This window comes from Cupriavidus sp. WS (assembly GCF_000395345.1).
GTDB classification, from domain to species: domain Bacteria; phylum Pseudomonadota; class Gammaproteobacteria; order Burkholderiales; family Burkholderiaceae; genus Cupriavidus; species Cupriavidus basilensis_B.
In genome coordinates, this window is sequence record NZ_AQPL01000287.1 from 1 (window position 1) to 22,178 (window position 22,178).

General features: G+C 69.6%; 19 protein-coding genes. 16 read left to right on the plus strand and 3 right to left on the minus strand.

Features of this window, described 5'->3' with window-relative positions; all coding sequences use genetic code 11:
• Positions 1–42: 42 nt before the first annotated feature.
• The 3 genes from K206_RS0122820 to K206_RS0122830 all read right to left on the minus strand — a co-directional run bounded on the left by K206_RS0122820 (position 43) and on the right by K206_RS0122830 (position 2,905).
• Positions 43–561 carry a MarR family winged helix-turn-helix transcriptional regulator gene (locus tag K206_RS0122820; RefSeq protein WP_020204710.1) on the minus strand — a complete coding sequence of 173 codons (519 nt, stop codon included), beginning with the start codon at positions 559–561 and terminating at the stop codon, positions 43–45.
• Between the two features lie 73 nt (positions 562–634).
• On the minus strand, positions 635–1,651 hold the full coding sequence (locus K206_RS0122825; protein ID WP_020204711.1) for a tripartite tricarboxylate transporter substrate binding protein: 1,017 nt from the start codon (positions 1,649–1,651) through the stop codon (positions 635–637).
• Between the two features lie 165 nt (positions 1,652–1,816).
• Positions 1,817–2,905 (minus strand): porin, encoded by a 1,089-nt coding sequence (locus K206_RS0122830; protein ID WP_029043957.1) that lies wholly within the window; start codon positions 2,903–2,905, stop codon positions 1,817–1,819.
• 349 nt (positions 2,906–3,254) lie between these two features.
• Here K206_RS0122830 and coq7 point away from each other — a divergent pair, with 349 nt between their 5' ends.
• The 16 genes from coq7 to ftsZ all read left to right on the plus strand — a co-directional run bounded on the left by coq7 (position 3,255) and on the right by ftsZ (position 21,987).
• Positions 3,255–3,878: a 2-polyprenyl-3-methyl-6-methoxy-1,4-benzoquinone monooxygenase gene (coq7, locus tag K206_RS0122835; protein ID WP_029043958.1), complete on the plus strand. Its 624-nt coding sequence runs from the start codon at positions 3,255–3,257 to the stop codon at positions 3,876–3,878.
• 436 nt (positions 3,879–4,314) lie between these two features.
• Complete coding sequence (gene mraZ / locus K206_RS0122840) at positions 4,315–4,743, plus strand: division/cell wall cluster transcriptional repressor MraZ (RefSeq protein ID WP_029043959.1); 429 nt, start codon at positions 4,315–4,317, stop codon at positions 4,741–4,743.
• Positions 4,744–4,750: 7 nt separating this feature from the next.
• The gene (gene rsmH, locus K206_RS0122845; RefSeq protein WP_020204715.1) at positions 4,751–5,746 is read left to right on the plus strand and encodes a 16S rRNA (cytosine(1402)-N(4))-methyltransferase RsmH; all 996 of its coding nucleotides are present in this window, start codon (positions 4,751–4,753) and stop codon (positions 5,744–5,746) included.
• Positions 5,743–6,087, plus strand: coding sequence for a cell division protein FtsL (gene ftsL / locus K206_RS0122850; RefSeq protein ID WP_020204716.1), 345 nt, complete (start codon positions 5,743–5,745; stop codon positions 6,085–6,087). The genes rsmH and ftsL overlap by 4 nt, the downstream gene beginning before the upstream one ends.
• A complete protein-coding gene (locus K206_RS0122855; protein WP_020204717.1) occupies positions 6,084–7,886 on the plus strand; it encodes a penicillin-binding protein 2 in 1,803 nt (600 codons plus the stop codon). Before ftsL ends, K206_RS0122855 begins: the two co-directional genes overlap by 4 nt.
• Entirely contained in the window at positions 7,883–9,421 is a 1,539-nt protein-coding gene (locus tag K206_RS0122860) for a UDP-N-acetylmuramoyl-L-alanyl-D-glutamate--2,6-diaminopimelate ligase (RefSeq protein WP_020204718.1), read from the plus strand. Before K206_RS0122855 ends, K206_RS0122860 begins: the two co-directional genes overlap by 4 nt.
• Positions 9,418–10,866 carry a UDP-N-acetylmuramoyl-tripeptide--D-alanyl-D-alanine ligase gene (gene murF / locus K206_RS0122865; RefSeq protein ID WP_029043961.1) on the plus strand — a complete coding sequence of 483 codons (1,449 nt, stop codon included), beginning with the start codon at positions 9,418–9,420 and terminating at the stop codon, positions 10,864–10,866. The genes K206_RS0122860 and murF overlap by 4 nt, the downstream gene beginning before the upstream one ends.
• Positions 10,867–10,991: 125 nt before the next feature.
• Complete coding sequence (gene mraY / locus K206_RS0122870; RefSeq protein WP_029043962.1) at positions 10,992–12,161, plus strand: phospho-N-acetylmuramoyl-pentapeptide-transferase; 1,170 nt, start codon at positions 10,992–10,994, stop codon at positions 12,159–12,161.
• A 51-nt stretch (positions 12,162–12,212) separates the two neighbouring features.
• Positions 12,213–13,736: a UDP-N-acetylmuramoyl-L-alanine--D-glutamate ligase gene (gene murD, locus K206_RS0122875; protein WP_029043963.1), complete on the plus strand. Its 1,524-nt coding sequence runs from the start codon at positions 12,213–12,215 to the stop codon at positions 13,734–13,736.
• Positions 13,733–14,974: a putative lipid II flippase FtsW gene (gene ftsW / locus K206_RS0122880; protein WP_020204722.1), complete on the plus strand. Its 1,242-nt coding sequence runs from the start codon at positions 13,733–13,735 to the stop codon at positions 14,972–14,974. The genes murD and ftsW overlap by 4 nt, the downstream gene beginning before the upstream one ends.
• Positions 14,971–16,041 (plus strand): undecaprenyldiphospho-muramoylpentapeptide beta-N-acetylglucosaminyltransferase, encoded by a 1,071-nt coding sequence (gene murG, locus K206_RS0122885; RefSeq protein ID WP_020204723.1) that lies wholly within the window; start codon positions 14,971–14,973, stop codon positions 16,039–16,041. Before ftsW ends, murG begins: the two co-directional genes overlap by 4 nt.
• Positions 16,042–16,054: 13 nt before the next feature.
• Entirely contained in the window at positions 16,055–17,494 is a 1,440-nt protein-coding gene (murC, locus tag K206_RS0122890) for a UDP-N-acetylmuramate--L-alanine ligase (protein WP_020204724.1), read from the plus strand.
• A complete protein-coding gene (locus K206_RS0122895) occupies positions 17,491–18,474 on the plus strand; it encodes a D-alanine--D-alanine ligase (protein WP_020204725.1) in 984 nt (327 codons plus the stop codon). The genes murC and K206_RS0122895 overlap by 4 nt, the downstream gene beginning before the upstream one ends.
• Before the next feature lie 51 nt (positions 18,475–18,525).
• Positions 18,526–19,395, plus strand: a complete 870-nt coding sequence (locus K206_RS0122900; protein ID WP_020204726.1) for a cell division protein FtsQ/DivIB — start codon at positions 18,526–18,528, stop codon at positions 19,393–19,395.
• Positions 19,392–20,624 (plus strand): cell division protein FtsA, encoded by a 1,233-nt coding sequence (gene ftsA / locus K206_RS0122905; RefSeq protein ID WP_020204727.1) that lies wholly within the window; start codon positions 19,392–19,394, stop codon positions 20,622–20,624. The genes K206_RS0122900 and ftsA overlap by 4 nt, the downstream gene beginning before the upstream one ends.
• A gap of 163 nt (positions 20,625–20,787) precedes the next feature.
• On the plus strand, positions 20,788–21,987 hold the full coding sequence (gene ftsZ, locus K206_RS0122910; RefSeq protein WP_020204728.1) for a cell division protein FtsZ: 1,200 nt from the start codon (positions 20,788–20,790) through the stop codon (positions 21,985–21,987).
• Positions 21,988–22,178 lie beyond the last annotated feature (191 nt).

The window sequence follows — 22,178 nt, forward strand, 5'->3', positions numbered from 1 at the left end:
GGCAGGCGGCCAGCCGCAGCGGGCGCGCGCGGTGTGCCGCGTTCATGCGCTGGCCAGCCCGCTCTTGAGCCGGCCCAGCAGGCGGAACAGCGCGCGGCGGTCGGTCTGCGGCAGGCCGCCGAACAATTGCTCGATCCAGTCTTCGTGCGCGCGCGCCATCTTCGAGAACGCCGTGCGCCCGGCCGGCGTGAGGCGGATCAGGTAGGCGCGGCGGTCGCTCGGCAGCGCTTCGCGCGATACCAGGCCTTCTTCCTGGAGCTGGTCGGTGATGCCGGTGACGTTGCCGCCAGTGACCATCATGCGGCGCGACAGCTCGCCCATCTTGAGGCCCTCGGGGTGGCGGTCCAGCTGCGCCATCAGGTCGAAGCGCGGCAGCGTGCAGGCGAATTCCTGCCGCAGCCGCGAGCGGATGTCGGCTTCCACCAGGTTGGTGCAGGTCAGCAGGCGCAGCCACAGGCGCAGGCCGTCGTGGCTGGCATCGTCGGCGCGGGTTTCGAGATCGACCGGCGGTTCGTCGGCGCCGGCCTTGACGGGGATCTCGGCGGCAGTCGTGGTGGGCATCGCGGCAGGCAGGTTGTTTGATGCCTCAAGTATATGCCCTCCCGCGCCGGGCGGCGCGGGGATCGGCGGGTGCTCAGTCCACCTTAGCGCCCGAGTCCTTGACGACCTTGGCCCACTTGGTGTGTTCGGCGCGGATGAACACGACGAACTGTTCCGGCGTGTTGCCGACCGGTTCGGCGCCCTGGGCCTGCAGTTTCTCGCGCACGGCCGGCGTGGCCAGCGAGCGCGTGACTTCCTGCTGGATGCGCGCGACGATCTCGTGCGGCGTGCCGGCCGGCGCCAGCAGCCCGAACCAGGAGCTGGCCTCGAAGCCCGGCAGCTTGCCGGCCTCGGCCACCGTGGGCACGCCCGGCAGCGCGGGCGAGGGCCTGGCGCTGGTCACGGCCAGCGCCTTGAGCTTGCCGGCCTTGATCAGCGCCATCGAAGACGGCAGGTTGTCGAACATGAGCTGCATGGTGCCGCCGGCGAGGTCGGTCAGCGCCGGGCCGCTGCCCTTGTACGGGAAATGCACCATGAAGGTATGCGTCTGCGTCTTGAACAGTTCGCCGGCGAGGTGGATCGAGGTGCCGTTGCCGCTCGATGCCATGTTGAGCTTGCCGGGATTGGCGCGCGCGTAGGCGATCAGGTCCGGCACGCTGTTGATGCGGTTCTGCTGCGCGAAGGCGGGGTTGACCACCAGCACGTTGGGCACCGACGCCACCTCGGTGATCGGCGCGAAATCCTTGATCGGGTCGAACGGCAGCTTGCCGTACAGCGACTGGTTGATGCCGTGCGTGCCCACCGTGCCCATCAGCAGCGTATAGCCGTCGGGCGCCGACTTGGCGACCATGTCGGCGCCGATGTTGCCGCCGGCGCCGGGCCGGTTGTCCACCACCACGTTCCAGCCCGGCAGCTTGGACAGCTCTGCCGCCACCGCGCGCGCCAGGATGTCGGTGGTGCCGCCGGCCGGGAACGGCACCACCAGGCGGATCGGCTTGTTCGGGTAGGGATCGGCGGCCAGCGCCGGCGCGGCGCCGGCAAGCAGGCCGAGGCAGGCGCTGGCGGCGCTGGCAAGCAGCATGAGGGTCGCGCGGCGGCGGTGGCGGTGCATGGTGTCTCCTGGCTGATCTGGCCGCGCCGCACGGTTGCGGCTGCGGGTTTGCTGCATTCTAGGGCTCGCCGCCGGAGGTGCCGATGAGGTGATGCCCTAGGCCGCCGCCCCCGCCAACGGCAAAAAGGCACCCGAAGGTGCCGTTGCCAGGTCGCGCGGACGCGCTCAGAACTTGTGGCGGATGCCGAGGCCCACGCCGAGCATGGTCGTCTTGCCCGGGCCCAGCGGGTAGCCGTTGGCGAAGGCGATGGCCGAGGTGTCGAGGTTCACCCCCGCGTACTTCGAGAACGCGGTGGTCAGGTAGAGGTCGGTGCGCTTGGACAGGTTGTAGTCGGCGATGAACGAGATTTCCCACGGATTCGGGACATTGACGCCGCCCTGGTTCTTCACGTTGTCGTAGTTATATTGCAGCGTCAGGCCCAGTGCCGCGGTGACCTGGTAGTTGGCGCCGATCCAGTAGTAGTCGTCGCGCAGCACCGTCGTGCCGTTCTGCGCCTTGCTCTGGCCCCAGCGGTAGCCGCCCATGAGCTTGGCCGGGCCCCAGGCGTAGCTGGCGGCGACGGCGGCCTTCTTGACCGTGCCGGTGCCGGCGAAGGTGGTGCCGGCCATCACGCTCGGGTTGTACTGGTCGTAGGCGATGGTCGCGCCGACCGGGCCGGCGAAATAGGACACGCCCGCGCCGTAGCCGGTGTCGCGGCGGAACTGGCCGGGGGCTTCGCCGCCGCCGGACACGCCGTTGCCGAACGACCAGTGCGCGATCGCCGTCACCGGGCCGAACACGCCGGTGTACTTGGCGGTGTTGTCCGAGCGGAAGTTCAGGCCGAGCTGGGCCACCACCGGCTCGTACTGGGTCGCGTAGCCGCTGGGCGAGAAGTTGGCGAGCAGGTCGAACAGCGTGGTGTACTGGCGGCCGAAGGTGAAGCGGCCGACCTGGGCGCTTTCCAGGCCCACGTAAGCCTGGCGGCCGAACAGGCGGCTGCCCTGCTGCGCCTTGCCGTCATCGAGGCCAAAACCGTTTTCGAGCACGAACAACCCCTTCAGGCCGCTGCCCAGGTCTTCGACGCCGCGCAGACCCCAGCGCGAGCCAGACAGGCCGCCCGACGTCAGGCGGTATGCGTTGTCGCCGGTGGGGCCGAGATGGCTGACGTATTCGACGTTCATGTCGACGACGCCATACAGCGTCACGCTGGACTGGGCTTGCGCAGCACCGGCGAAAAGGCCAAGCGCCGCCAACGCAAGAAGCGATTTTTTCATGCTCGATGATCTCCATGTAAGAATTATTGGTGGTCAGCGGGGAAACCTCCTGAGTCTCCATCGCCCGCTTACCCAACTTCGTCAGAAGTTGCCAACCACTGTAACAAACCGCCTCCGTTTCACAATCCGGGGTGCTGCCCTTGTCAGCTTTTCACAACTCAGGGTTTTGGAGTATCGGAAGCGCGGCAGGCAAGGCGAGCGCTGGCGCCGCCGCGGCAAGGCCGCCACGGCGGGCACGGTACAATGCGGGAAATCCCGAGGCCGGATCCGCGCGGGTCCGCGCAGGTCCCGTTTCCTTGCCGGCCGCGCCGCGGAGCGCGCGCGCGGGCAATCACGAGTGCAAGCATTGATGGATACCTTGATTCGAGAATTCGATGTGGCCCTGCGCGCGATCGCGGGCGTGACGCGGGCCGAGCGGGCCAATCCGGCCGCGGCGCTGGCGCCGGACGACGGCCGCCTCGACGAGCGGGAACGCCACCACGTGGCCGGGCTGATGCGCATCAACCATGTCGGCGAGGTCTGCGCGCAGGCTCTCTACCAGGCGCAGAAGCTCACCGCGCACACGCCGCAGGTGCGCGCGCAGATGGACCAGGCTGCGCGCGAGGAAGAAGACCATCTCGGCTGGTGCGCCGAGCGCCTGCGCGAGCTTGGTTCGCGCACCAGCCTGCTCAACCCGCTCTGGTACGCGGGCGCGTTCGCCATCGGCTGGGCCGCCGGCCGCGCCGGCGACCGCGTCAGCCTCGGCTTCGTGTCCGAGACCGAGAGCCAGGTCGAGCAGCATCTCAACGGCCATCTCGGACAGCTCCCCGCCGCGGACCAGCGCTCGCGCGCGATCCTGGAGCAGATGCGCGACGACGAGGTGCGCCACGGCGCCACCGCCCGCGAGGCCGGCGGCATCCCGCTGCCGGCGCCGGTGCGCGCGATGATGCGGGCCGCGTCGCGCGTCATGACCACGGCTGCCTATCGGATCTAAGGGATCCGAGGGATCCGAGAGGCCCGGCCGCCGGGCCGGCGCGGGTCCCCGCGCGGGCGGGGTAGACAACAAAACGTTGTATCCTTCCATCGGTCCCGCGAGACGGATTTTCGTGCGGCAGGCAGTTCCTTCCCCGGTCGTTCTCAGGTGGTTTCTCTGCTTTCCTCCATAAGATCTTCATTTCATTAGGGATTCACTTTTTCGGTGCGTGAAGAGTGCGCGCTAAGTCATTGTTCTGATTAAAAAAACCCGGTTTGTTGCCCCGCGGCGAGCCTTGACCCGCCAAATCGCTTCCTCTAAAGTGGGAAATAGTGTGAGGAAGTGTATTTTTGTGTGAAAAAGCGGGCTGGCTGTGGGATCATCCCCCAACGTCGGCTTTACTGGGTTTACCGTGCCAACCGACGGCAGAGCGGGCGGACACGGATCGGGAGCGAGCTTGTTTCAGGGCGCATCGGCGCTGTCACTGGATGCCAAGGGCCGGATGTCGATTCCGGCGCGGCACCGTGAAGCGCTGCAACAGCAGGCCGAGGGCCGGGTAACGCTGACAAAGCACCCGGATGGCTGCCTGCTGCTGTTTCCGCGGCCCGAATGGGAAAGCTTCCGGGCCCGCATCGCCGCTTTGCCGATGGACGCGCACTGGTGGAAGCGCATCTTCCTCGGCAACGCGGCGGACGTCGACATGGACGGCGCGGGCCGCGTGCTGATCGCGCCCGAGCTGCGCAGCGCCGCGCAGCTCGACAAGGAAGTCATGCTGCTCGGCATGGGCAGCCATTTCGAAGTCTGGGATGCCGCGACCTACGCCGCCAAGGAACAGCAGGCAATGGCGCAGGGCATGCCGGAAGCATTGAAGAACTTCTCTTTCTGACGAGGTCATGAGCTCAACTCAAACGCCGGGGACCACCGCCCTGCGCCATCGCACCGTGTTGCTGGACGAGGCTGTCGAAGCGCTCGTCTGGCGGCCCGATGGCGTCTATGTGGACGGCACCTTCGGCAGAGGGGGGCACAGCCGGGCCATATTGGCCCGGCTGGGGCCGGCCGGGGCACTGGTGGCCTTCGACAAGGATCCGGCAGCAATCGCAGAGGCGGGCACCATCGAGGATGCCCGCTTCTCCATTGAGCACACCAGCTTCGCCGACATGGCCGGCCGTCTGGCGGCCCGCGGCCCGGTGGCCGGGATACTGCTCGACCTGGGCATCAGCTCGCCCCAGATCGACGATGCGCAGCGGGGGTTCTCCTTCCGCTTCGAGGGCCCGCTGGACATGCGCATGGACACCACGCGCGGCGTCACCGCCGCCGAGTGGCTGGCGCAGGCGGAAGAGCAAGACATCGCGAGGGTGATACGGGACTATGGGGAAGAACGGTTTGCTGTACAGATTGCAAAGGCGGTTGTTGCTCGCCGGAGCGAACCCGGCCTTGGCGGGCCACTCGCCACTACGGCCGAGCTTGCCGCACTCGTGGCGAAAGCCGTCAAGACTCGCGAGAAGGGCCAGGACCCTGCGACCCGCACCTTTCAGGCTCTACGGATTCACGTCAATCAAGAGCTTGCGGACCTCGAAAGAGGACTGAGCGCGGCATACGATCTGCTGCAGGCAGGAGGGCGGCTGGTGGTGATCAGCTTTCATTCGCTCGAGGACCGCATCGTCAAGCGGTTCATGCAGGCGCACGCCCGTCCGCAGCAGGATGCCGACCCGGCCCTGCGCCGCGCGCCGCTGCGCGCCGACCAGTTGCCGCAGCCGACGCTGAAGCTGCTCGGCCGCGTCAAGCCGGGCGCCGACGAAGTGGCCGCCAACCCGCGCGCGCGCTCGGCCGTGATGCGGGTGGCCGAGAAACTGCCGGCGCGTGCGCCGGCACAGGCTGGCCACGCATGAACCGCCTGACTTTCTTCCTGCTTGCCGCGCTGATCTTCTGTGCGCTCTCCCTGGTGAGCGCGCAGCACCAGGCGCGCACGCTGTTCGTCGCCCTCGAGCGTGCCCAGGCGGAAGAAAAGCAGTTGGACATCGACTGGTCGCGCCTGCAGTACCAGCAGAGCGCGCTCGGCAAGAGCGCGCGCATCGCCGACGCGGCCCGCACCCAGCTCAAGATGACGCCGGTCATTCCCGGCCGTACCCAATACCTGGCCGGCGTGGTGCTCGACACTCCGCCGGCTACCGTGGCGACTGCGGCTTCCGCTGCGGCGGCGGCCTCGGCGCCCGCGGGGAGCAAGCCATGACCATCGCCCATCCCTCGCAGCGCGGCCAGCAGCGCGGCAGCCCCTCGCGCCCGCGCACCGGCCAGTTCGCGGCCAGCCCGGTGCTGGGCCTGCGCCTGCCGATGTGGCGCTCCAAGCTGGTGGTGTTCATGATGTTCTCCGCCTTCGTGGCGCTGGCCGGGCGCGCGCTGTGGATCCAGGGCCCCGGCAACCAGTTCTACGAGGCCGAGGGCAAGAAGCGCTTCCAGCGCACGCTCGACCTGCCGGCCACGCGCGGCAAGATCCTCGACCGCAACGGCCTGGTGCTGGCCACCAGCCTGCCGGTCAAGGCCATCTGGGCGGTGCCCGAGGACGTGCCCGATCAGATCGACGCGGACAAGATCCGCCAGCTCGGCAAGCTGCTCGACATGAGCGACAAGGAGCTGCGCCGCAAGTTTACGGAAGACAAGAGCTTCGTCTACCTGAAGCGCCAGGTGCTGCCCGACGCCGCGGACAAGATCGCCGCGCTCAAGATCGAGGGCATCCACCAGACCCGCGAATACAAGCGCTTCTACCCCGAAGGCGAGGCGATGGCGCACATCGTCGGCTTCACCAACGTCGAAGACCGCGGCCAGGAAGGCATGGAGCTCGCGCGCGAGCCGGTGCTGGCCGGCAGGTCCGGCGCGCGCCAGGTCATCAAGGACCGCCTCGGCCGCGTGGTGGAGGACGTCGGCATCCTCAAGACGCCGCGCGACGGCGAGGACCAGCAGCTTTCCATCGACGCCAAGATCCAGTACCTGGCCTTCAACGAGGTCAAGGCCATCGTCGAGCGCAGCAAGGCCAAGGCCGCCAGCGCGGTGGTGCTGGACGCCCAGACCGGCGAGGTGCTGGCGCTGGCCAACTGGCCGACCTACAACCCCAACGACCGCACCCGCCTGTCGGGCGAGCAGCTGCGCAACCGCGTGCTGACCGACACCTTCGAGCCCGGCTCGATGATGAAGCCGATCACCATCGGCCTGGCGCTGCAGCTCAAGCGGGTCACGCCGTCGACGGTGTTCGCCACCACCGGCAAGTTCACCTACGAAGGCGCCACCATCAGCGACACCCACAATTACGGGGCGCTGACCGTGGCCGGCATCATCCAGAAGTCCAGCAACATCGGCACCACCAAGATCTCGATGCTGCTCAAGCCGCAGGAGATGTGGGACATGTTCACCAGCGTGGGCCTGGGCCAGGCGCCCAAGCTCGGCTTCCCCGGCGCGGTCGCCGGCCGCGTGCGCCCGTACAAGAGCTGGCGCCCGATCGAGCAGGCCACCATGTCGTATGGCTACGGCCTGTCGGTGTCGCTGTTCCAGATCGCGCATGCCTACACCATCTTCGCCCACGACGGCGAGCTGATTCCCGTCACCATGTTCCGCCGCGACGGCCCGGTCAGCGGCGAGCGCGTGCTGTCGCCCGAAGTGGCGCGCCAGGTGCGCGGCATGCTGGAAACCGTGACGGCGCCCGGCGGCACCGCGCCCGAGGCCCAGGTGATGGGCTACCGCGTCGGCGGCAAGACCGGCACCGCGTACAAGCACGTCGGCCGCGGCTACGACCGCAGCAAGTACCGCGCCTCGTTCATCGGTCTGGCGCCGATGTCCAACCCGCGCGTCATCGTGGCGGTCAGCGTGGACGAGCCCACTTCCGGCAGCCACTACGGTGGCGCGGCGGCGGGCCCGGCCTTTGCCGCCATCACCGGCGGCACGCTGCGCGCGCTCAACGTGCAGCCCGATTCGCCGATCCGCCAGCTGGTGGTCAGCGACAAGGTGCAGGAAAGCGAGCCGTGGAGCGCATCCCAATGAACCGCCAGCTGCTGCCCCTCGAAATCGCCGCCCAGGCCGCCGACGCGCTGGCCTGGCTGCGCCAGCGCGCGCCTGCCGGCGCCCGCCTCACCGGCGACACGCGCCGCCTGACCCAGGGCGACGTGTTTTTCGCCTACGTGCTGGGCAACCAGCGCCTGTCGACCGACGCGCGCCCGCACATCGCCCAGGCCATCGCGCGCGGCGTCAGCGCCATCCTTTATGAAGCGGACGGCTTCGCCTGGCCGCACGGCGAGGCGGTGCCGCATCTCGGCATCGCCGGCCTGCACCAGCTGGCCGGCCCGATCGCGGCCGGCTGGTACGGCAACGACGCGCGCGGCCTGGCCGTGACCGGCATCACCGGCACCAACGGCAAGACCTCGTGCGCGCAATGGCTGGCGCGGCTGCTGCAGGCCGCGGGCAAGCCCTGCGCCACCATCGGCACGCTCGGCACCGGCTTTCCCGGCGCGCTGGCGGCCACCGGCTTCACCACGCCCGACGCGGTGCAGCTGCAGGACAGCCTGGCCGCGCTGCACGACGCCGGCGCCCGCGCGGTCGCGATGGAAGTGTCCTCGCACGGCCTGGAGCAGGGCCGCGTGGCCGGCACGCATTTCGACGTGGCGGTGCTGACCAACCTGACCCAGGACCACCTCGACTACCACGGCACGATGGCCGAGTACGAGGCGGCCAAGGCGCTGCTGTTCCAGTGGCCCGGCCTGCGCGCCGCGGTGGTCAACCGCGACGACGGCATGGGCGCCCGCCTGCTGGCCGGCAAGCAGGCCGCCGCGCAGGTCATCGAATACGGCCTCGACGGCCCGGCCGCGGCCACCCGCAAGGGCGGCCAGTGGCTGCGCGCCAGCGGCGTGCGCGCCACCGCCGCCGGCACCGCCTTCCGCGTGGACGGCAGCTTCGGCAGCGCCGACGTCGCCACGCCGATGATCGGCGGCTTCAACGTCAGCAACCTGCTCGCCGTGCTCGGCGCGGCGCTGGCCAACGGCATCGCCTGGGACGCCGCCGTCGACGCGCTGCGCGCGCTCAGGCCGGTCGACGGCCGCATGGAACTGTTCGGCGGCGGCCAGGACGGCCCGCTGGCGGTGGTCGACTACGCCCACACGCCCGACGCGCTGGACAAGACCCTGGCCGCGCTGCGCCCGGTGGCGCAGGCCCGCAACGGCCGCCTGTGGTGCGTGTTTGGCTGCGGCGGCGACCGCGACCCGACCAAGCGCCCGCTGATGGGCGCGGTGGCCGAGCGCCTGGCCGACGAAGTCGTGCTGACCAGCGACAACCCGCGCAGCGAAGATCCGCTCGACATCCTCGACGCCATCGCCGACGGCATGGACGAGCGCGGCCGCGCCCACCTGATCGAGGACCGCGCCGCCGCCATCCTCTACGCCATCAAGCACGCCGCCGCCGCGGACGTGGTGCTGGTGGCCGGCAAGGGCCACGAGGCCACCCAGGAAGTGCAGGGCCGCAAGCGGCCGTTCTCCGATCGCGAACACGTCCGGCTGACGCTGGGCACGCGCGGGGTGGCCGCATGAACCGGAACATGATGACCAATCTGCAGCAAGCCGCCGGCTGGATCGCCGGCGCGCGCCTTTCCATGCCCGCCGCCGCCGCCGCCGCCGATACGGCCGCCCTGGGCTTTGCGCGCGTGCTGACCGACAGCCGCGCCGTGCAGCCCGGCGACCTGTTCGTCGCGCTCAAGGGCGAGCGCTTCGACGCCCACGATTTCCTCGCCGACGTGGCCGCGCGCGGCGCCGCCGCGGTGCTGGTGGCGCGCGCGCCCGACGCCGCGCTCGGCCTGCCCGCCATCGTGGTGCCCGACACGCGCCTGGCGCTGGGCGAACTGGCCGCCGGCTGGCGCCGCCGCTTCAGCCTGCCGGTGGTGGCCGTGACCGGCAGCAACGGCAAGACCACGGTCAAGGAAATGATCGCCGCGATCTTCGCCGCGGCGGTAGGGGAGGGCGCCCGCCTGGCCACCGGCGGCAACCTGAACAACGACATCGGCCTGCCGCTGACGGTGCTGCGCCTGGACGCCGCGCACCGGCTGGCCGTGCTCGAGCTCGGCATGAACCACCCGGGCGAGACCGTCTACCTGGCCGGCATCGCCCAGCCGACGGTCGCCGTCGTCACCAACGCCCAGCGCGAGCACCAGGAATTCATGGTGAGCGTGGAAGCGGTGGCGCGCGAACACGCGGCGGCCATCGCGGCGCTGCCCGCCGACGGCGTGGCGGTGTTCCCGCTCGACGCCGAGGGCGGCGGCGCGCATGCCGGCATCTGGCGCGAGGCCGCCGGCCAGCGCCGCGTGCTGTCGTTCGGCCTGGCCGCCGGCGCCGACGTGCGCGCCGACGTGCATCTCGACGACGGCGTGCAGGTGATGCGGGTCACGGCGCCGGGCGGCGCCTTCGAGGTGCGCCTGTCGGTGCTGGGCACGCACAACGTGCGCAACGCGCTGGCGGCGACGGCCTGCGCGCTGGCGGCCGGCGTCGGCCACGAGGCCATCCGCGCCGGGCTGGCCGGGTTCGCCGCGGTCAAGGGGCGCCTGCAGGTCAAGCACACCGCCGCCGGCACGCTGGTGATCGACGACACCTACAACGCCAACCCGGACTCGGTGCGCGCCGCCATCGACGTGCTCGCCGGGTTTGCCGCGCCACGCCTGCTGGTGCTGGGCGACATGGGCGAAGTGGGCGACCAGGGCCCGGCCTTCCACGCGGAGATCGGCGCCTACGCCGCCGCGCGCGGCATCGAGGCCCTGTGGGGCACCGGCGCGGCCATGACCGACGCGGTGCGCGCGTTCGGCGCGCAGGGCGGCGGGCAGGCGCGCCATTTCGACAGCGCCGAGGCGCTGGCCGGCGCGCTGGCGCGGGACGAGGACGGCATCGTGGCCCGCGCGGGCGCGGTGCTGGTGAAGGGATCGCGCTTCATGCGCATGGAACGGATGGTGGATGCGCTGGTCGCAGACACGTCCGCGCCGAAAGCGTGAGGGGCGTGACAGGCATGAGGGGCATGAAAGATGCGGCCGGTGGCCGGCAACGCCCGATCAGGTAATCGCAAGCAAACGAGAAGCCCGGCGCCGCCGGGCGGTTGTCGAAAGGAATACGGAACACGATGTTATTGGCTCTGGCCCAGTGGCTGCAAAACGACTACAGCTTCCTGCGGGTCTTCAACTACCTGACCTTCCGCGCGGTGATGGCCAACCTCACCGCGCTGTTGATCGGCCTGTGCCTGGGCCCGTGGGTGATCCGCAAGCTGACCGAACTGAAGATCGGCCAGGCGGTGCGCACCATCGGCCCGCAGTCGCATCTGGTCAAGGCCGGCACGCCCACCATGGGCGGCGTGCTGGTGCTGGTGTCGATCGGCATCTCCACGCTGCTGTGGTGCGACTGGGGCAACCGCTTCATCTGGGTGGTGATGCTGGTGACGCTGGGATACGGCGCGATCGGCTGGGTGGACGACTACCGCAAGGTGGTCTACCGCGACCCGCGCGGCATGTCGAGCCGCGAGAAGTTCTTCTGGCAGACCCTGATCGGCCTGGTGGCCGCGGTCTACCTGGCGTTCTCGGTGTCGGAAAGCAGCAATGTGCGGGTGTGGGACCTGTTCCTGGGCTGGGTCGAGAGCGGCATGTCGCTGGACATGCCCTACAAGTCCAACCTGATCGTGCCCTTCTTCAAGGAAGTGAGCTACCCGCTGGGCGTGGCCGGCTTCATCGTGCTGACCTACCTGGTGATCGTCGGCTCGAGCAACGCGGTGAACCTGACCGACGGCCTCGACGGGCTGGTGATCATGCCGGTGGTGCTGGTCGGCAGCGGGCTGGGCGTGTTCGCCTACGTGATGGGCAGCGCGGTCTACAGCAAATACCTGCTGTTCCCGCACATCCCGGGGGCGGGCGAGCTGCTGATCTTCTGCTCGGCGCTGACCGGGGCGGGCCTGGCCTTCCTCTGGTTCAACGCCCACCCGGCCCAGGTCTTCATGGGCGACGTGGGCGCGCTGGCGCTGGGCGGCGCGCTCGGCACGGTGGCGGTGATCGTGCGCCAGGAGATCGTGCTGTTCGTGATGGGCGGCATCTTCGTGGTGGAAACGCTGTCGGTGATGCTGCAGGTGACGTGGTTCAAGATCACCAAGCGGCGCTACGGCGAGGGCCGGCGGCTGTTCAGGATGGCGCCGCTGCATCACCACTTCGAATTGTCGGGCTGGAAGGAAACGCAGGTCACGGTGCGCTTCTGGATCATCACCATGCTGCTGGTGCTGATCGGGCTGTCGTCGCTGAAGCTGCGCTGAGCGCGCGGCCGGCATCGGTGTAACAACGTAACGAAAAGGGCGGAAAACGAAGTGTTTGGCGAGTTGCAGAAACCTCATGTGCTGGTGCTGGGCCTCGGCGAATCGGGGCTGGCGATGGCGCGCTGGTGCGGCCAGTACGGCGCCCCCGTGCGCGTCGCCGACACGCGCGAGGCTCCCGCCAACCTGGTCTTCCTGCGGGCCGAGCTGCCCTCGGCGCAATTCATTGGCGGCGCGTTCGACGTGGCGCTGCTCGACGGCATCGGCCTGGTGGCGATCAGCCCCGGCCTGCCGCCGGGCGAGCCCGCCACCGCCGCGCTGCTGGCGGCGGCGCGCGAGCGCGGCATCCCGGTGTGGGGCGAGATCGAGCTGTTCGCGCGGGCGCTGGCCCACCTGCGGGCCGAATCCGGCTACGCGCCCAAGGTGCTGGCGATCACCGGCACCAACGGCAAGACCACCACCACCGCGCTGACCGGCCGCCTGGTCGAGCGCGCCGGCAAGACCGTGGCGGTGGCCGGCAACATCAGCCCGTCGGCGCTGGACAAACTGGCCGCCTGCATCGCCGCGGCCACGCTGCCCGAGGTCTGGGTGCTGGAACTGTCCAGCTTCCAGCTCGAGACCACCTATATGCTGGCGCCGCACGCGGCCACCGTGCTCAACGTCACGCAGGACCACCTCGACTGGCACGGCGGCATGGAAGCCTACGCCGCCGCCAAGGCGCGCGTGTTCGGCCCGGCGCCCGCGCCGGGCGAGCCCGGCTGCCTGCAGGTGCTCAACCGCAACGACCGCCTGAGCCTGGAGATGGCGCGCGCGGGCACCGTGCCCGTCACCTTCGGCACCGACCTGCCGGAGACGCCCGGCAGCTTCGGCGTGCTGCGCGAGGGCGGCATGCCGTGGCTGGTGATCGCCGAGGCCGACAGCGAGGCCGAGGGCGAGAACAAGCCGCGCCGCCGCAAGGCCGCCGCCGAGGCCGAGCCGGCCGTGCCGGTGCGTCACAAGCGCCTGATGCCGGCCGACGCGCTGCATATCCGCGGCATGCACAACGCCACCAACGCGATGGCCGCGCTGGCGCTGTGCCGCGCCATCGACCTGCCGCTCAATGCCCTGCTGCACGGCCTGCGCGAATACCGCGGCGAGCCGCACCGCGTGGAGTGGGTCGCCACGGTGGACGACGTGGAGTATTTCGACGACAGCAAGGGCACCAACGTGGGCGCCACCGTGGCCGCGCTGTCGGGCCTGGACAAGCGCGTGGTGCTGATCGCCGGCGGCGAAGGCAAGGGCCAGGATTTCTCGCCGCTGGCCGCGCCCGTGGCGCAGTACGCGCGCGCCGTGGTGCTGATCGGCAAGGACGCCGGCGAATTGCGCCGCGCGCTGGCCGGCACCGGCGTGACGCTGGCCGACGCCGCCACGCTGGAGCAGGCGGTCACGCTGGCCGCCGGTGCCGCGCAGGGCGGCGACGCCGTGCTGCTGTCGCCGGCCTGCGCCAGCCTCGATATGTTCCGTAACTACGTGCACCGCGCGGAAGTGTTCCGTGCCGCGGTGGAAGAACTGGCGATGTCCCGGGGGATCGTGCCATGAGCGACGCACAGGTCAAGCGCAGCGGTTTCATCGGCGCCACCATCGGCAATGCCTGGGGTGGCCTGCGCGACGCGGTGTCCGGCGTCAAGCCGACCCGCTCGCGCATGATGGAGTACGACCAGCCGCTGCTGTGGGTGTCGATCGTGCTGCTCGCGCTCGGCCTGGTGATGGTGTACTCGGCCTCGATCGCGCTGCCCGACTCGCCGCGCTACGCCAACTACCGCGAGAGCCACTTCCTCGCGCGGCATGCGTTCGCGCTGTTCGTCGGCCTGTCCGGCGGGCTGCTGGCGTTCCAGATCCCGGTCAAGTTCTGGGACCGCTACGCGCCCAAGCTGTTCGTGATCGCGCTGCTGCTGCTGGTGGTCGTGCTGGTGCCCTTCGTCGGCAAGGGCGTCAACGGCGCGCGGCGCTGGATCCCGCTGGGCATCATGAACTTCCAGCCGTCCGAGCTGATGAAGCTGGCGGTGGTGCTCTACGCCGCCAACTACACCGTGCGCAAGCAGGAGTGGATGCAGAACGTGGGCAAGGGCTTCCTGCCGATGGGCGTGGCGGTGGTGGTGGTGGGCATGCTGCTGCTGCTGGAGCCCGACATGGGCGCCTTCCTGGTGGTGGCCACCGTGGCGATGGGCATCCTGTTCCTGGGCGGCATCAACGGCAAGCTGTTCGCCGGGCTGGTCGGCGTGGCGGTGGGCGCGTTCGCGCTGCTGATCACGGCCTCGCCGTGGCGGCGCGAGCGGATCTTCGCCTACCTCAACCCGTGGGAAGAAGCCAACGCGCTCGGCAAGGCCTACCAGCTCACGCACTCGCTGATCGCCTTCGGGCGCGGCGAATGGACCGGCGTGGGGCTGGGCGGCAGCATCGAGAAGCTGCACTACCTGCCCGAAGCGCACACCGACTTCATCCTCGCCGTGATCGGCGAGGAATTCGGCTTCGTGGGCGTGCTGGTGGTGATCGTGCTGTTCTACTGGCTGGTGCGCCGCGCCTTCGAGATCGGCCGCACCGCGCTGCAGCTCGACCGCACCTTCGCCGGCCTGGTGGCCAAGGGCATCGGCGTGTGGGTCGGCTGGCAGACCTTCATCAACATGGGCGTGAACCTGGGCCTGCTGCCGACCAAGGGGCTGACCCTGCCGCTGGTGAGCTACGGCGGCTCGGGCATCCTGATGAACTGCGTCGCGCTGGCGATCCTGCTGCGGGTCGACTACGAGAACCGGGTGATGATGCGTGGGGGCAAAGTATGACCGCTGCGCGCACCTTGCTCGTGATGGCCGGCGGCACCGGGGGGCACGTGTTCCCCGGGCTGGCGGTCGCGCGCGCGTTGCGCGAGCAGGGCTGGCGCGTGGTGTGGCTGGGCAACCGCGGCGGCATGGAAGCCACGCTGGTGCCCAAGTACGACATCCCGATGGAATTCATCCAGTTCGGCGGCCTGCGCGGCAAGGGGCCGCTGACCAAGCTGCTGCTGCCGCTGAACCTGCTGCGCGCGTTCTGGCAGAGCCTGCGGGCGCTGCGCCGCGTGCGGCCCGACGTGGTGCTCGGCATGGGCGGCTACATCACCTTCCCGGCCGGCATGATGGCCTCGCTGCTGGGGCGCCCGCTGGTGCTGCACGAGCAGAACTCCATCGCCGGGCTGGCCAACAAGGTGCTGGCCAGGGTGGCGGACCGCGTGCTGTGCGCGTTCCCCAACGCGCTGCCGGACAGCGAGTGGACCGGCAACCCGGTGCGCGAGGAACTGGCCCGCATGCCCGCGCCGGACCAGCGCTACGACCAGCGCAGCGGCCCGCTGCGCCTGCTGGTGGTGGGCGGCAGCCTCGGCGCCGCGGCGCTCAACGAGATCGTGCCCAAGGCGCTGGCGCTGCTGCCGGAAGCCGCGCGCCCGCTGGTGAAGCACCAGGCCGGCGCCAGGCAGATCGACACGCTGCGCGCCAACTACCAGGCGGCCGGCGTGCAGGCGGAAGCCGTGCCCTTTATCGACGACATGGCCGGCGCCTACGCCGAGGCGGATCTGGTGATCTGCCGCGCGGGCGCCATGACCGTGTCGGAGGTGGCGGCGGCGGGCGTGGCGGCGCTGTTCGTGCCGTTTCCCCATGCCGTGGACGACCACCAGACCACCAACGCGGAATTCCTGTCGCGGCAGGACGCGGCCTTGCTGGTCCAGCAGAACGAACTGACCGCGCAGGGGCTGGCGCGCACGCTGGCCTCGCTCACGCGGACCCGACTCAAAGAGATGGCGCACCAGGCGCGCGGTCTCGCCAAGCCGGAAGCGACCCGGCGCGTGGCGGAGATCTGCAGCCAGATGGCCAGGGATTGAAACAAACGGATTCATGAAGCACATCGTCAAGAACATCCACTTCGTAGGCATCGGCGGCGCCGGCATGAGCGGCATCGCGGAGGTCCTGTTGAACCTGGGCTACAAGGTCTCGGGCTCCGACGTGGGCAGCAACGCCGCCACGCGGCGCCTGGCCTCGCTGGGCGCGACCGTGACGCACGGCCATGACGCCGCCAACATCAACGGCGCCAACGCCGTGGTGGTGTCCACCGCCGTGACCGGCGACAACCCCGAGGTGCTGGCCGCGCGCGCCAGGCGCATCCCGGTGGTGCCGCGCGCGGTCATGCTGGCCGAGCTGATGCGCCTCAAGCAGGGCGTGGCCATCGCCGGCACCCACGGCAAGACCACCACCACCAGCCTGGTGGCCTCGGTGCTGGCCGAAGGCGGGCTCGACCCGACCTTCGTGATCGGCGGCCGGCTCAACTCGGCCGGCGCCAACGCGCGCCTGGGCACGGGCGACTTCATCGTGGCCGAGGCCGACGAGTCGGATGCGTCGTTCCTCAACCTGTTCCCGGTGATCGAGGTCATCACCAACATCGACGCCGACCACATGGACACCTACGGGCACGATTTCGCCCGGCTCAAGCAGGCGTTCGTGGAGTTCACCCAGCGCTTGCCGTTCTACGGCATCGCGGTGCTGTGCGCGGACGATCCCAGCGTGCGCGAGATCATGCCGTTCGTGTCCAAGCCGATCGTGCGCTACGGTTTCGCCGAGGACGCCCAGATCCGCGCGGTCAACGCGCGCGCGGTCGACGGCCAGATGCACTTCACCGTGCTGCGCCAGCTGAACGGCCACGCCGAGCCGCCGCTGGACGTGGTGCTGAACCTGCCTGGCATGCACAACGTGCAGAACGCGCTGGCCGCCATCGCCATCGCCATCGAGCTGGAGGTGCCCGACGCCGCCATCGTCAAGGCGCTGCGCGAGTTCCACGGCGTGGGCCGGCGCTTCCAGCGCTACGGCGAAGTGGCCTGCACCGGCGCGGACGGGGCCGAAGGCACCTTCACGCTGGTCGACGACTACGGCCACCACCCGGTCGAGATGGCCGCCACGCTGGCCGCGGCGCGCGGCGCGTTCCCGGGCCGCCGGCTGGTGCTGGCGTTCCAGCCGCACCGCTTTACCCGCACGCGCGACTGCTTCGAGGACTTCGTCAAGGTGCTCGGCACCGTGGACGCGCTGCTGCTGACCGAGGTCTATGCCGCCGGCGAGACCCCCATCGTGGCCGCCGACGGCCGCGCGCTGACGCGCGCGCTGCGCGTGGCGGGCAAGGTTGAACCCGTTTTCGTGGAGCAGATCGAGGAAATGCCGCAGGCCATCCTGAACGCCGTCCGGCCCGGCGATGTCGTGGTGACGATGGGCGCCGGCACCATCGGCGGCGTGCCGGGGCAACTGGTTTCGCAACAAGCATCGCAACAGGCATCGGGAGGCCACGCATGAGCTTCGTCGCCCATCCCAATATCGACCCGAAATCGCTCGGCAAGGTCGGCGTGCTGCTGGGCGGCCGCTCGGCCGAGCGCGAGATCTCGCTGATGTCCGGCAACGGCGTGCTGGCCGCGCTGCGCGCGCGCGGCGTCGATGCGCACGCCTTCGACCCGGGCCTGCAGCCGGTGGCCGAGCTGGCCGCGGCCGGCTTCGATCGCGTCTTCATCGCGCTGCACGGCCGCTACGGCGAGGACGGCACCATGCAGGGCCTGCTGGAGCAGCTCGGCGTGCCCTACACCGGCAGCGGCGTGCTGCCCTCCGCGCTGGCGATGGACAAGCAGGCCACCAAGCGCCTGTGGCTGACGCACGGGCTGCCCACGCCGCGCTTCGCCATGCTCGATGCCGGCACCGACTTCGCCGCCGTGGTGGCCGACCTGGGCCTGCCGCTGATCGTCAAGCCGGCGCGCGAGGGCTCGTCGATCGGCCTGAGCAAAGTCACCGACGCCGGCCAGATGCGGGCCGCCTTCGAGAAGGCCGCGGCGCTGGACAACGACGTCATCGCCGAGGCATTCATCGACGGCGCCGAGCTGACCTGCCCGATCGTGGGGGAGGGCGCCGGCGCCGAGGCGCTGCCGGTGGTGCGCATCGTCGCGCCCGGCGCCAACTACGACTATCAAAACAAGTACTTTACTGACGTTACCCAATACTTGTGCCCGTCGGGCCTGCCGGACGACGTCGAGGCCGAGGTCCGGCGCCTGGCGGTGCAGTCGTTCCGCGTGCTGGGCTGCCGCGGCTGGGCGCGCGCCGACGTGATGCTGCGCGCCGACGGCAAGCCGTTCCTGCTCGAGATGAACACCTCGCCCGGCATGACCGGCCACTCGCTGGTGCCGATGGCGGCGCGCGCGGCCGGCATCAGCTACGAGGATTTCGTGCTGCAGGTGACGGCCGCCGCCACGCTGGACCTGCACCCGAACGACGCCTGGAAACCCGACTGAGCAACAGAAGCCGACCGAACCTGAACCGACCGAACGGAAACGCCCCAAGCCATGTGGCACAACACCCGCCTGCTCAACCTGATCGCCTCCACGCTGTACGCGCTGGTGGCGCTGATGGCGTTCGCCGCCGGCCTGCTGTGGCTGGCGCAGCGGCCGGTGTTCGCCATCACGCACGTGGAGCTGTCGGCGATGGCGGGCGGCACGCTGCGCCACGTCAACGCGCCGGGCGTGCGCGCCAACGCGCTGGGCAAGCTGAGCGGCAACTTCTTCACGCTCGACCTCAACGAGGCGCGCCAGAGTTTCGAGTCCGTGCCCTGGGTGCGGCGCGCCAGCGTGCGGCGCGAATGGCCCAACGGCCTGGCGGTCGAGGTCGAGGAGCACGAGGCGCTCGGCACCTGGGGCAATGCCGACGGCGGGCGCCTGATCAACACCTACGGCGAGATCTTCGTGGCCAACCCGGCCGAGGCCGAGGAAGACGCGCAGCTGCTCGCGCTGGACGGCCCGCCCGACAGCGAGTCCGACGTGGTGGACAAGCTCGAGGTCATGCGCGAATGGTTCAAGCCGCTCAAGGTCGAGCCGCTGGCGGTCACGCTGTCGCAGCGCTACGCCTGGCGCACGCGGCTGTCCAACGGCATGGTGATCGAGCTCGGGCGCGAGCAGAACGATGAAGAGCGCGATGCGATGGCGCAGCGCGTGAAGCGGTTCGTGGTGGCCTGGCCCCAGGTCACGGAGCAGTGGGGCAAGCAGATCGAATACGCGGACCTGCGTTATCCGAACGGATTTGCCATCCGCGCGGCCAACGTGCGGTTCCTGACCGATGCGCAGGCCGCGGCGGCCGCCAAGGCCCGCGCGCCCGCGGCAAGCAATCCGACAAACAATCCGACGCGACTCAAGAGCAAGAACGCGGAGAAAACCCGATGAGCAAGGAATACAAGGACCTGTTGGTCGGTCTCGATATCGGCACTTCCAAGGTGGCCGCGGTGGTGGCGGAACTGCGCCCCGACGGCAGCTATGAAGTGATCGGGATGGGCCAGTCGGAGTCCAAGGGTCTGAAGAAGGGGGTCGTGGTCAATATCGAGGCCACCGTGCAGTCCATCCAGCGCGCGCTGGAGGAGGCCGAGCTGATGGCCGACTGCAAGATTTCCGAGGTCTTCACCGGCATCGCCGGCAGCCACATCCGCAGCTTCAACTCCAGCGGCATGGTGGCGATCAAGGACAAGGAGGTCACGCAGACCGACGTGGCACGCGTGATCGAGACCGCCAAGGCGGTCAACATCCCGACCGACCAGCAGATCCTGCACATCCTGACGCAGGAATTCATCATCGACGGCCAGGAAGACGTGCGCGAGCCGATCGGCATGAGCGGCATCCGGCTGGAGGTGAAGGTGCATATCGTCACCGGCGCGGTCAGCGCGGCGCAGAACATCGTCAAGTGCGTGCGCCGCTGCGGGCTGGAGGTGCACGACCTGATCCTGCAGCCGCTGGCCTCGAGCCTGGCGGTGCTGACCGAGGACGAGAAGGAGCTCGGCGTGGTGCTGGTCGACATCGGCGGCGGCACCACCGACATCGCCATCTTCAGCGAAGGCGCGATCCGGCACACCGCCGTGATCCCCATCGCCGGCGACCAGATCACCAACGACATCGCGATGGCGCTGCGCACGCCCACGCCCGATGCCGAGGACATCAAGATCCAGTACGGCATCGCCAAGCAGGCCATCGCCGACCCGGAGGACATGATCGAGGTCCCCGGCGTGGGCGACCGCGGCACCCGCACGCTGAGCCGGCAGGCGCTGGCCGCGGTGATCGAGCCGCGCATCGAGGAGCTTTACTCGCTGGTGCACCAGGTGGTGCGCGAATCGGGCTACGAGGAACTGCTGTCCTCGGGCGTGGTGATCACCGGCGGCACGGCGATGATGCCGGGCATGGTGGAACTGGGCGAGGACATTTTCCTCAAACCGGTTCGGGTCGGCGTGCCGGAATATCGCGGAAATTTGCACGAAGTGGTAAAGAGTCCGCGCTATTCGACCGTAATGGGACTACTGCTCGAAGGTCGCGTGCAGCGCATGCGCGGGCGCCGGGTGGCGGTGCAGAGCGGCTCCGTCAAGCATGTGTGGGGCCGCATGAAGGAATGGTTCGTCGGCAATTTCTGATATTGCCGGCGCGCGGGATGTTGAAAGATTGACGGCGCTGTCCACCGGATCGGGGGCGGGCCGTTGAAACAGGCAGTTCTTTTTGATGGTTTCTTGTTCAGTAGCCAAGGGTTGCGGCGGGGAGGCCGCAGCGTTTGGCAGCTGATTCTTCTTGGAGGCAGTGATGGACTTTGACATGATCGAAACGGAAATGCAGGACGGCACCATCATCAAGGTGGTGGGCGTGGGCGGCGCGGGCGGCAACGCCGTGCAGCACATGATCAGCCGCGGCGTGCAAGGCGTCGAATTCATCTGCATGAACACCGACGCCCAGGCGCTCAAGCGCTCTTCCGCCTCGCGCGTGCTGCAGCTCGGCAACACCGGCCTGGGCGCCGGCGCCAAGCCGGAAGTGGGCCGCAACTGCGCCGAGCAGGCGCGCGAGCAGATCGCCGACTCGCTGCGCGGCGCGCACATGGTCTTCATCACTGCCGGCATGGGCGGCGGCACCGGCACCGGCGCCGCTCCGATCGTGGCGCAGGTGGCCAAGGAAATGGGCATCCTGACCGTGGGCGTGGTCAGCAAGCCGTTCGAGTTCGAAGGCGCGCGCCGCGCCAAGGTGGCGGAGTCCGGCTCGAGCGAGCTGGAGTCCAGCGTCGACTCGCTGATCGTGGTGCTCAACGAGAAGCTGTTCGAGGTGATGGGCGACGACGCCGAGATGGACAAGTGCTTCCAGTGCGCCGACGACGTGCTGCACAACGCCGTGGCCGGCATCGCCGAGATCATCAATGTCGATGGCCTGGTGAACGTCGACTTCGAAGACGTGAAGACGGTCATGGGCGAGCAGGGCAAGGCCATGATGGGCACGGCCACCGTGTCGGGCGTGGACCGCGCCCGCCTGGCCGCCGAGCAGGCCGTGGCCAGCCCGCTGCTCGAAGGCGTGGACCTGTCCGGCGCGCGCGGCGTGCTGGTCAACATCACCGCCAGCCGCTCGCTCAAGCTGTCCGAGACCAAGGAAGTCATGAACACCATCCGCAGCTACGCCGCGGAAGATGCCACGGTGATCTTCGGCACGGTGTACGACGACTCGATGGGCGACGCGCTGCGCGTGACCGTGGTGGCCACGGGCCTGGGCCGCTCGGCCAAGAAGCAGCAGCCGATGACTCTGCTCAAGACCGGCACCGACAACATGCCGGTGCAGATGATGGGCAACATGACCAACACCGTGAACGCGGGCCACAGCAACGCGCCGGACTACAGCAACCTGGACACGCCGGCGGTGTGGCGCAGCTCGCGCGAATCGGCGTCCGCCCACGTCGCCGCGCTGCAGGAGAAGGGTGTGGATACCTACGATATCCCCGCCTTCCTGCGCAAGCAGGCGGACTGAGTCGGCACGGCAAGGTGCAGGCCTCCAGGCTGGCTGCCCGCCGGGCCGCGGCCACGGAACAGCAAGACACGCAGGCGCTCCCTATCCGCCCGTGTCGCGCCCCGTGGCCGCGCCCGGCTCGGCAGCCAGCCGGCCCGCGCCCGCGCTGACGCCCTCAGCTCGCATCCCGTCGCCGGGACAGGCGTGCCACC

Bases quoted from the DNA above. Each gene is read 5' to 3' on its own strand.
- rsmH (WP_020204715.1), top strand. From the start codon at position 4,751: ATGAGCTCAACTCAAACGCCGGGGACCACCGCCCTGCGCCATCGCACC.
- ftsW (WP_020204722.1), top strand. From the start codon at position 13,733: ATGAGCGACGCACAGGTCAAGCGCAGCGGTTTCATCGGCGCCACCATC.
- ftsZ (WP_020204728.1), top strand. From the start codon at position 20,788: ATGGACTTTGACATGATCGAAACGGAAATGCAGGACGGCACCATCATC.
- K206_RS0122855 (WP_020204717.1), top strand. From the start codon at position 6,084: ATGACCATCGCCCATCCCTCGCAGCGCGGCCAGCAGCGCGGCAGCCCC.
- murC (WP_020204724.1), top strand. From the start codon at position 16,055: ATGAAGCACATCGTCAAGAACATCCACTTCGTAGGCATCGGCGGCGCC.
- K206_RS0122860 (WP_020204718.1), top strand. From the start codon at position 7,883: ATGAACCGCCAGCTGCTGCCCCTCGAAATCGCCGCCCAGGCCGCCGAC.
- K206_RS0122900 (WP_020204726.1), top strand. From the start codon at position 18,526: ATGTGGCACAACACCCGCCTGCTCAACCTGATCGCCTCCACGCTGTAC.
- K206_RS0122825 (WP_020204711.1), bottom strand. From the start codon at position 1,651: ATGCACCGCCACCGCCGCCGCGCGACCCTCATGCTGCTTGCCAGCGCC.
- K206_RS0122820 (WP_020204710.1), bottom strand. From the start codon at position 561: ATGCCCACCACGACTGCCGCCGAGATCCCCGTCAAGGCCGGCGCCGAC.
- mraY (WP_029043962.1), top strand. From the start codon at position 10,992: ATGTTATTGGCTCTGGCCCAGTGGCTGCAAAACGACTACAGCTTCCTG.
- K206_RS0122830 (WP_029043957.1), bottom strand. From the start codon at position 2,905: ATGAAAAAATCGCTTCTTGCGTTGGCGGCGCTTGGCCTTTTCGCCGGT.
- ftsL (WP_020204716.1), top strand. From the start codon at position 5,743: ATGAACCGCCTGACTTTCTTCCTGCTTGCCGCGCTGATCTTCTGTGCG.
- murF (WP_029043961.1), top strand. From the start codon at position 9,418: ATGAACCGGAACATGATGACCAATCTGCAGCAAGCCGCCGGCTGGATC.
- murG (WP_020204723.1), top strand. From the start codon at position 14,971: ATGACCGCTGCGCGCACCTTGCTCGTGATGGCCGGCGGCACCGGGGGG.
- coq7 (WP_029043958.1), top strand. From the start codon at position 3,255: ATGGATACCTTGATTCGAGAATTCGATGTGGCCCTGCGCGCGATCGCG.
- K206_RS0122895 (WP_020204725.1), top strand. From the start codon at position 17,491: ATGAGCTTCGTCGCCCATCCCAATATCGACCCGAAATCGCTCGGCAAG.
- ftsA (WP_020204727.1), top strand. From the start codon at position 19,392: ATGAGCAAGGAATACAAGGACCTGTTGGTCGGTCTCGATATCGGCACT.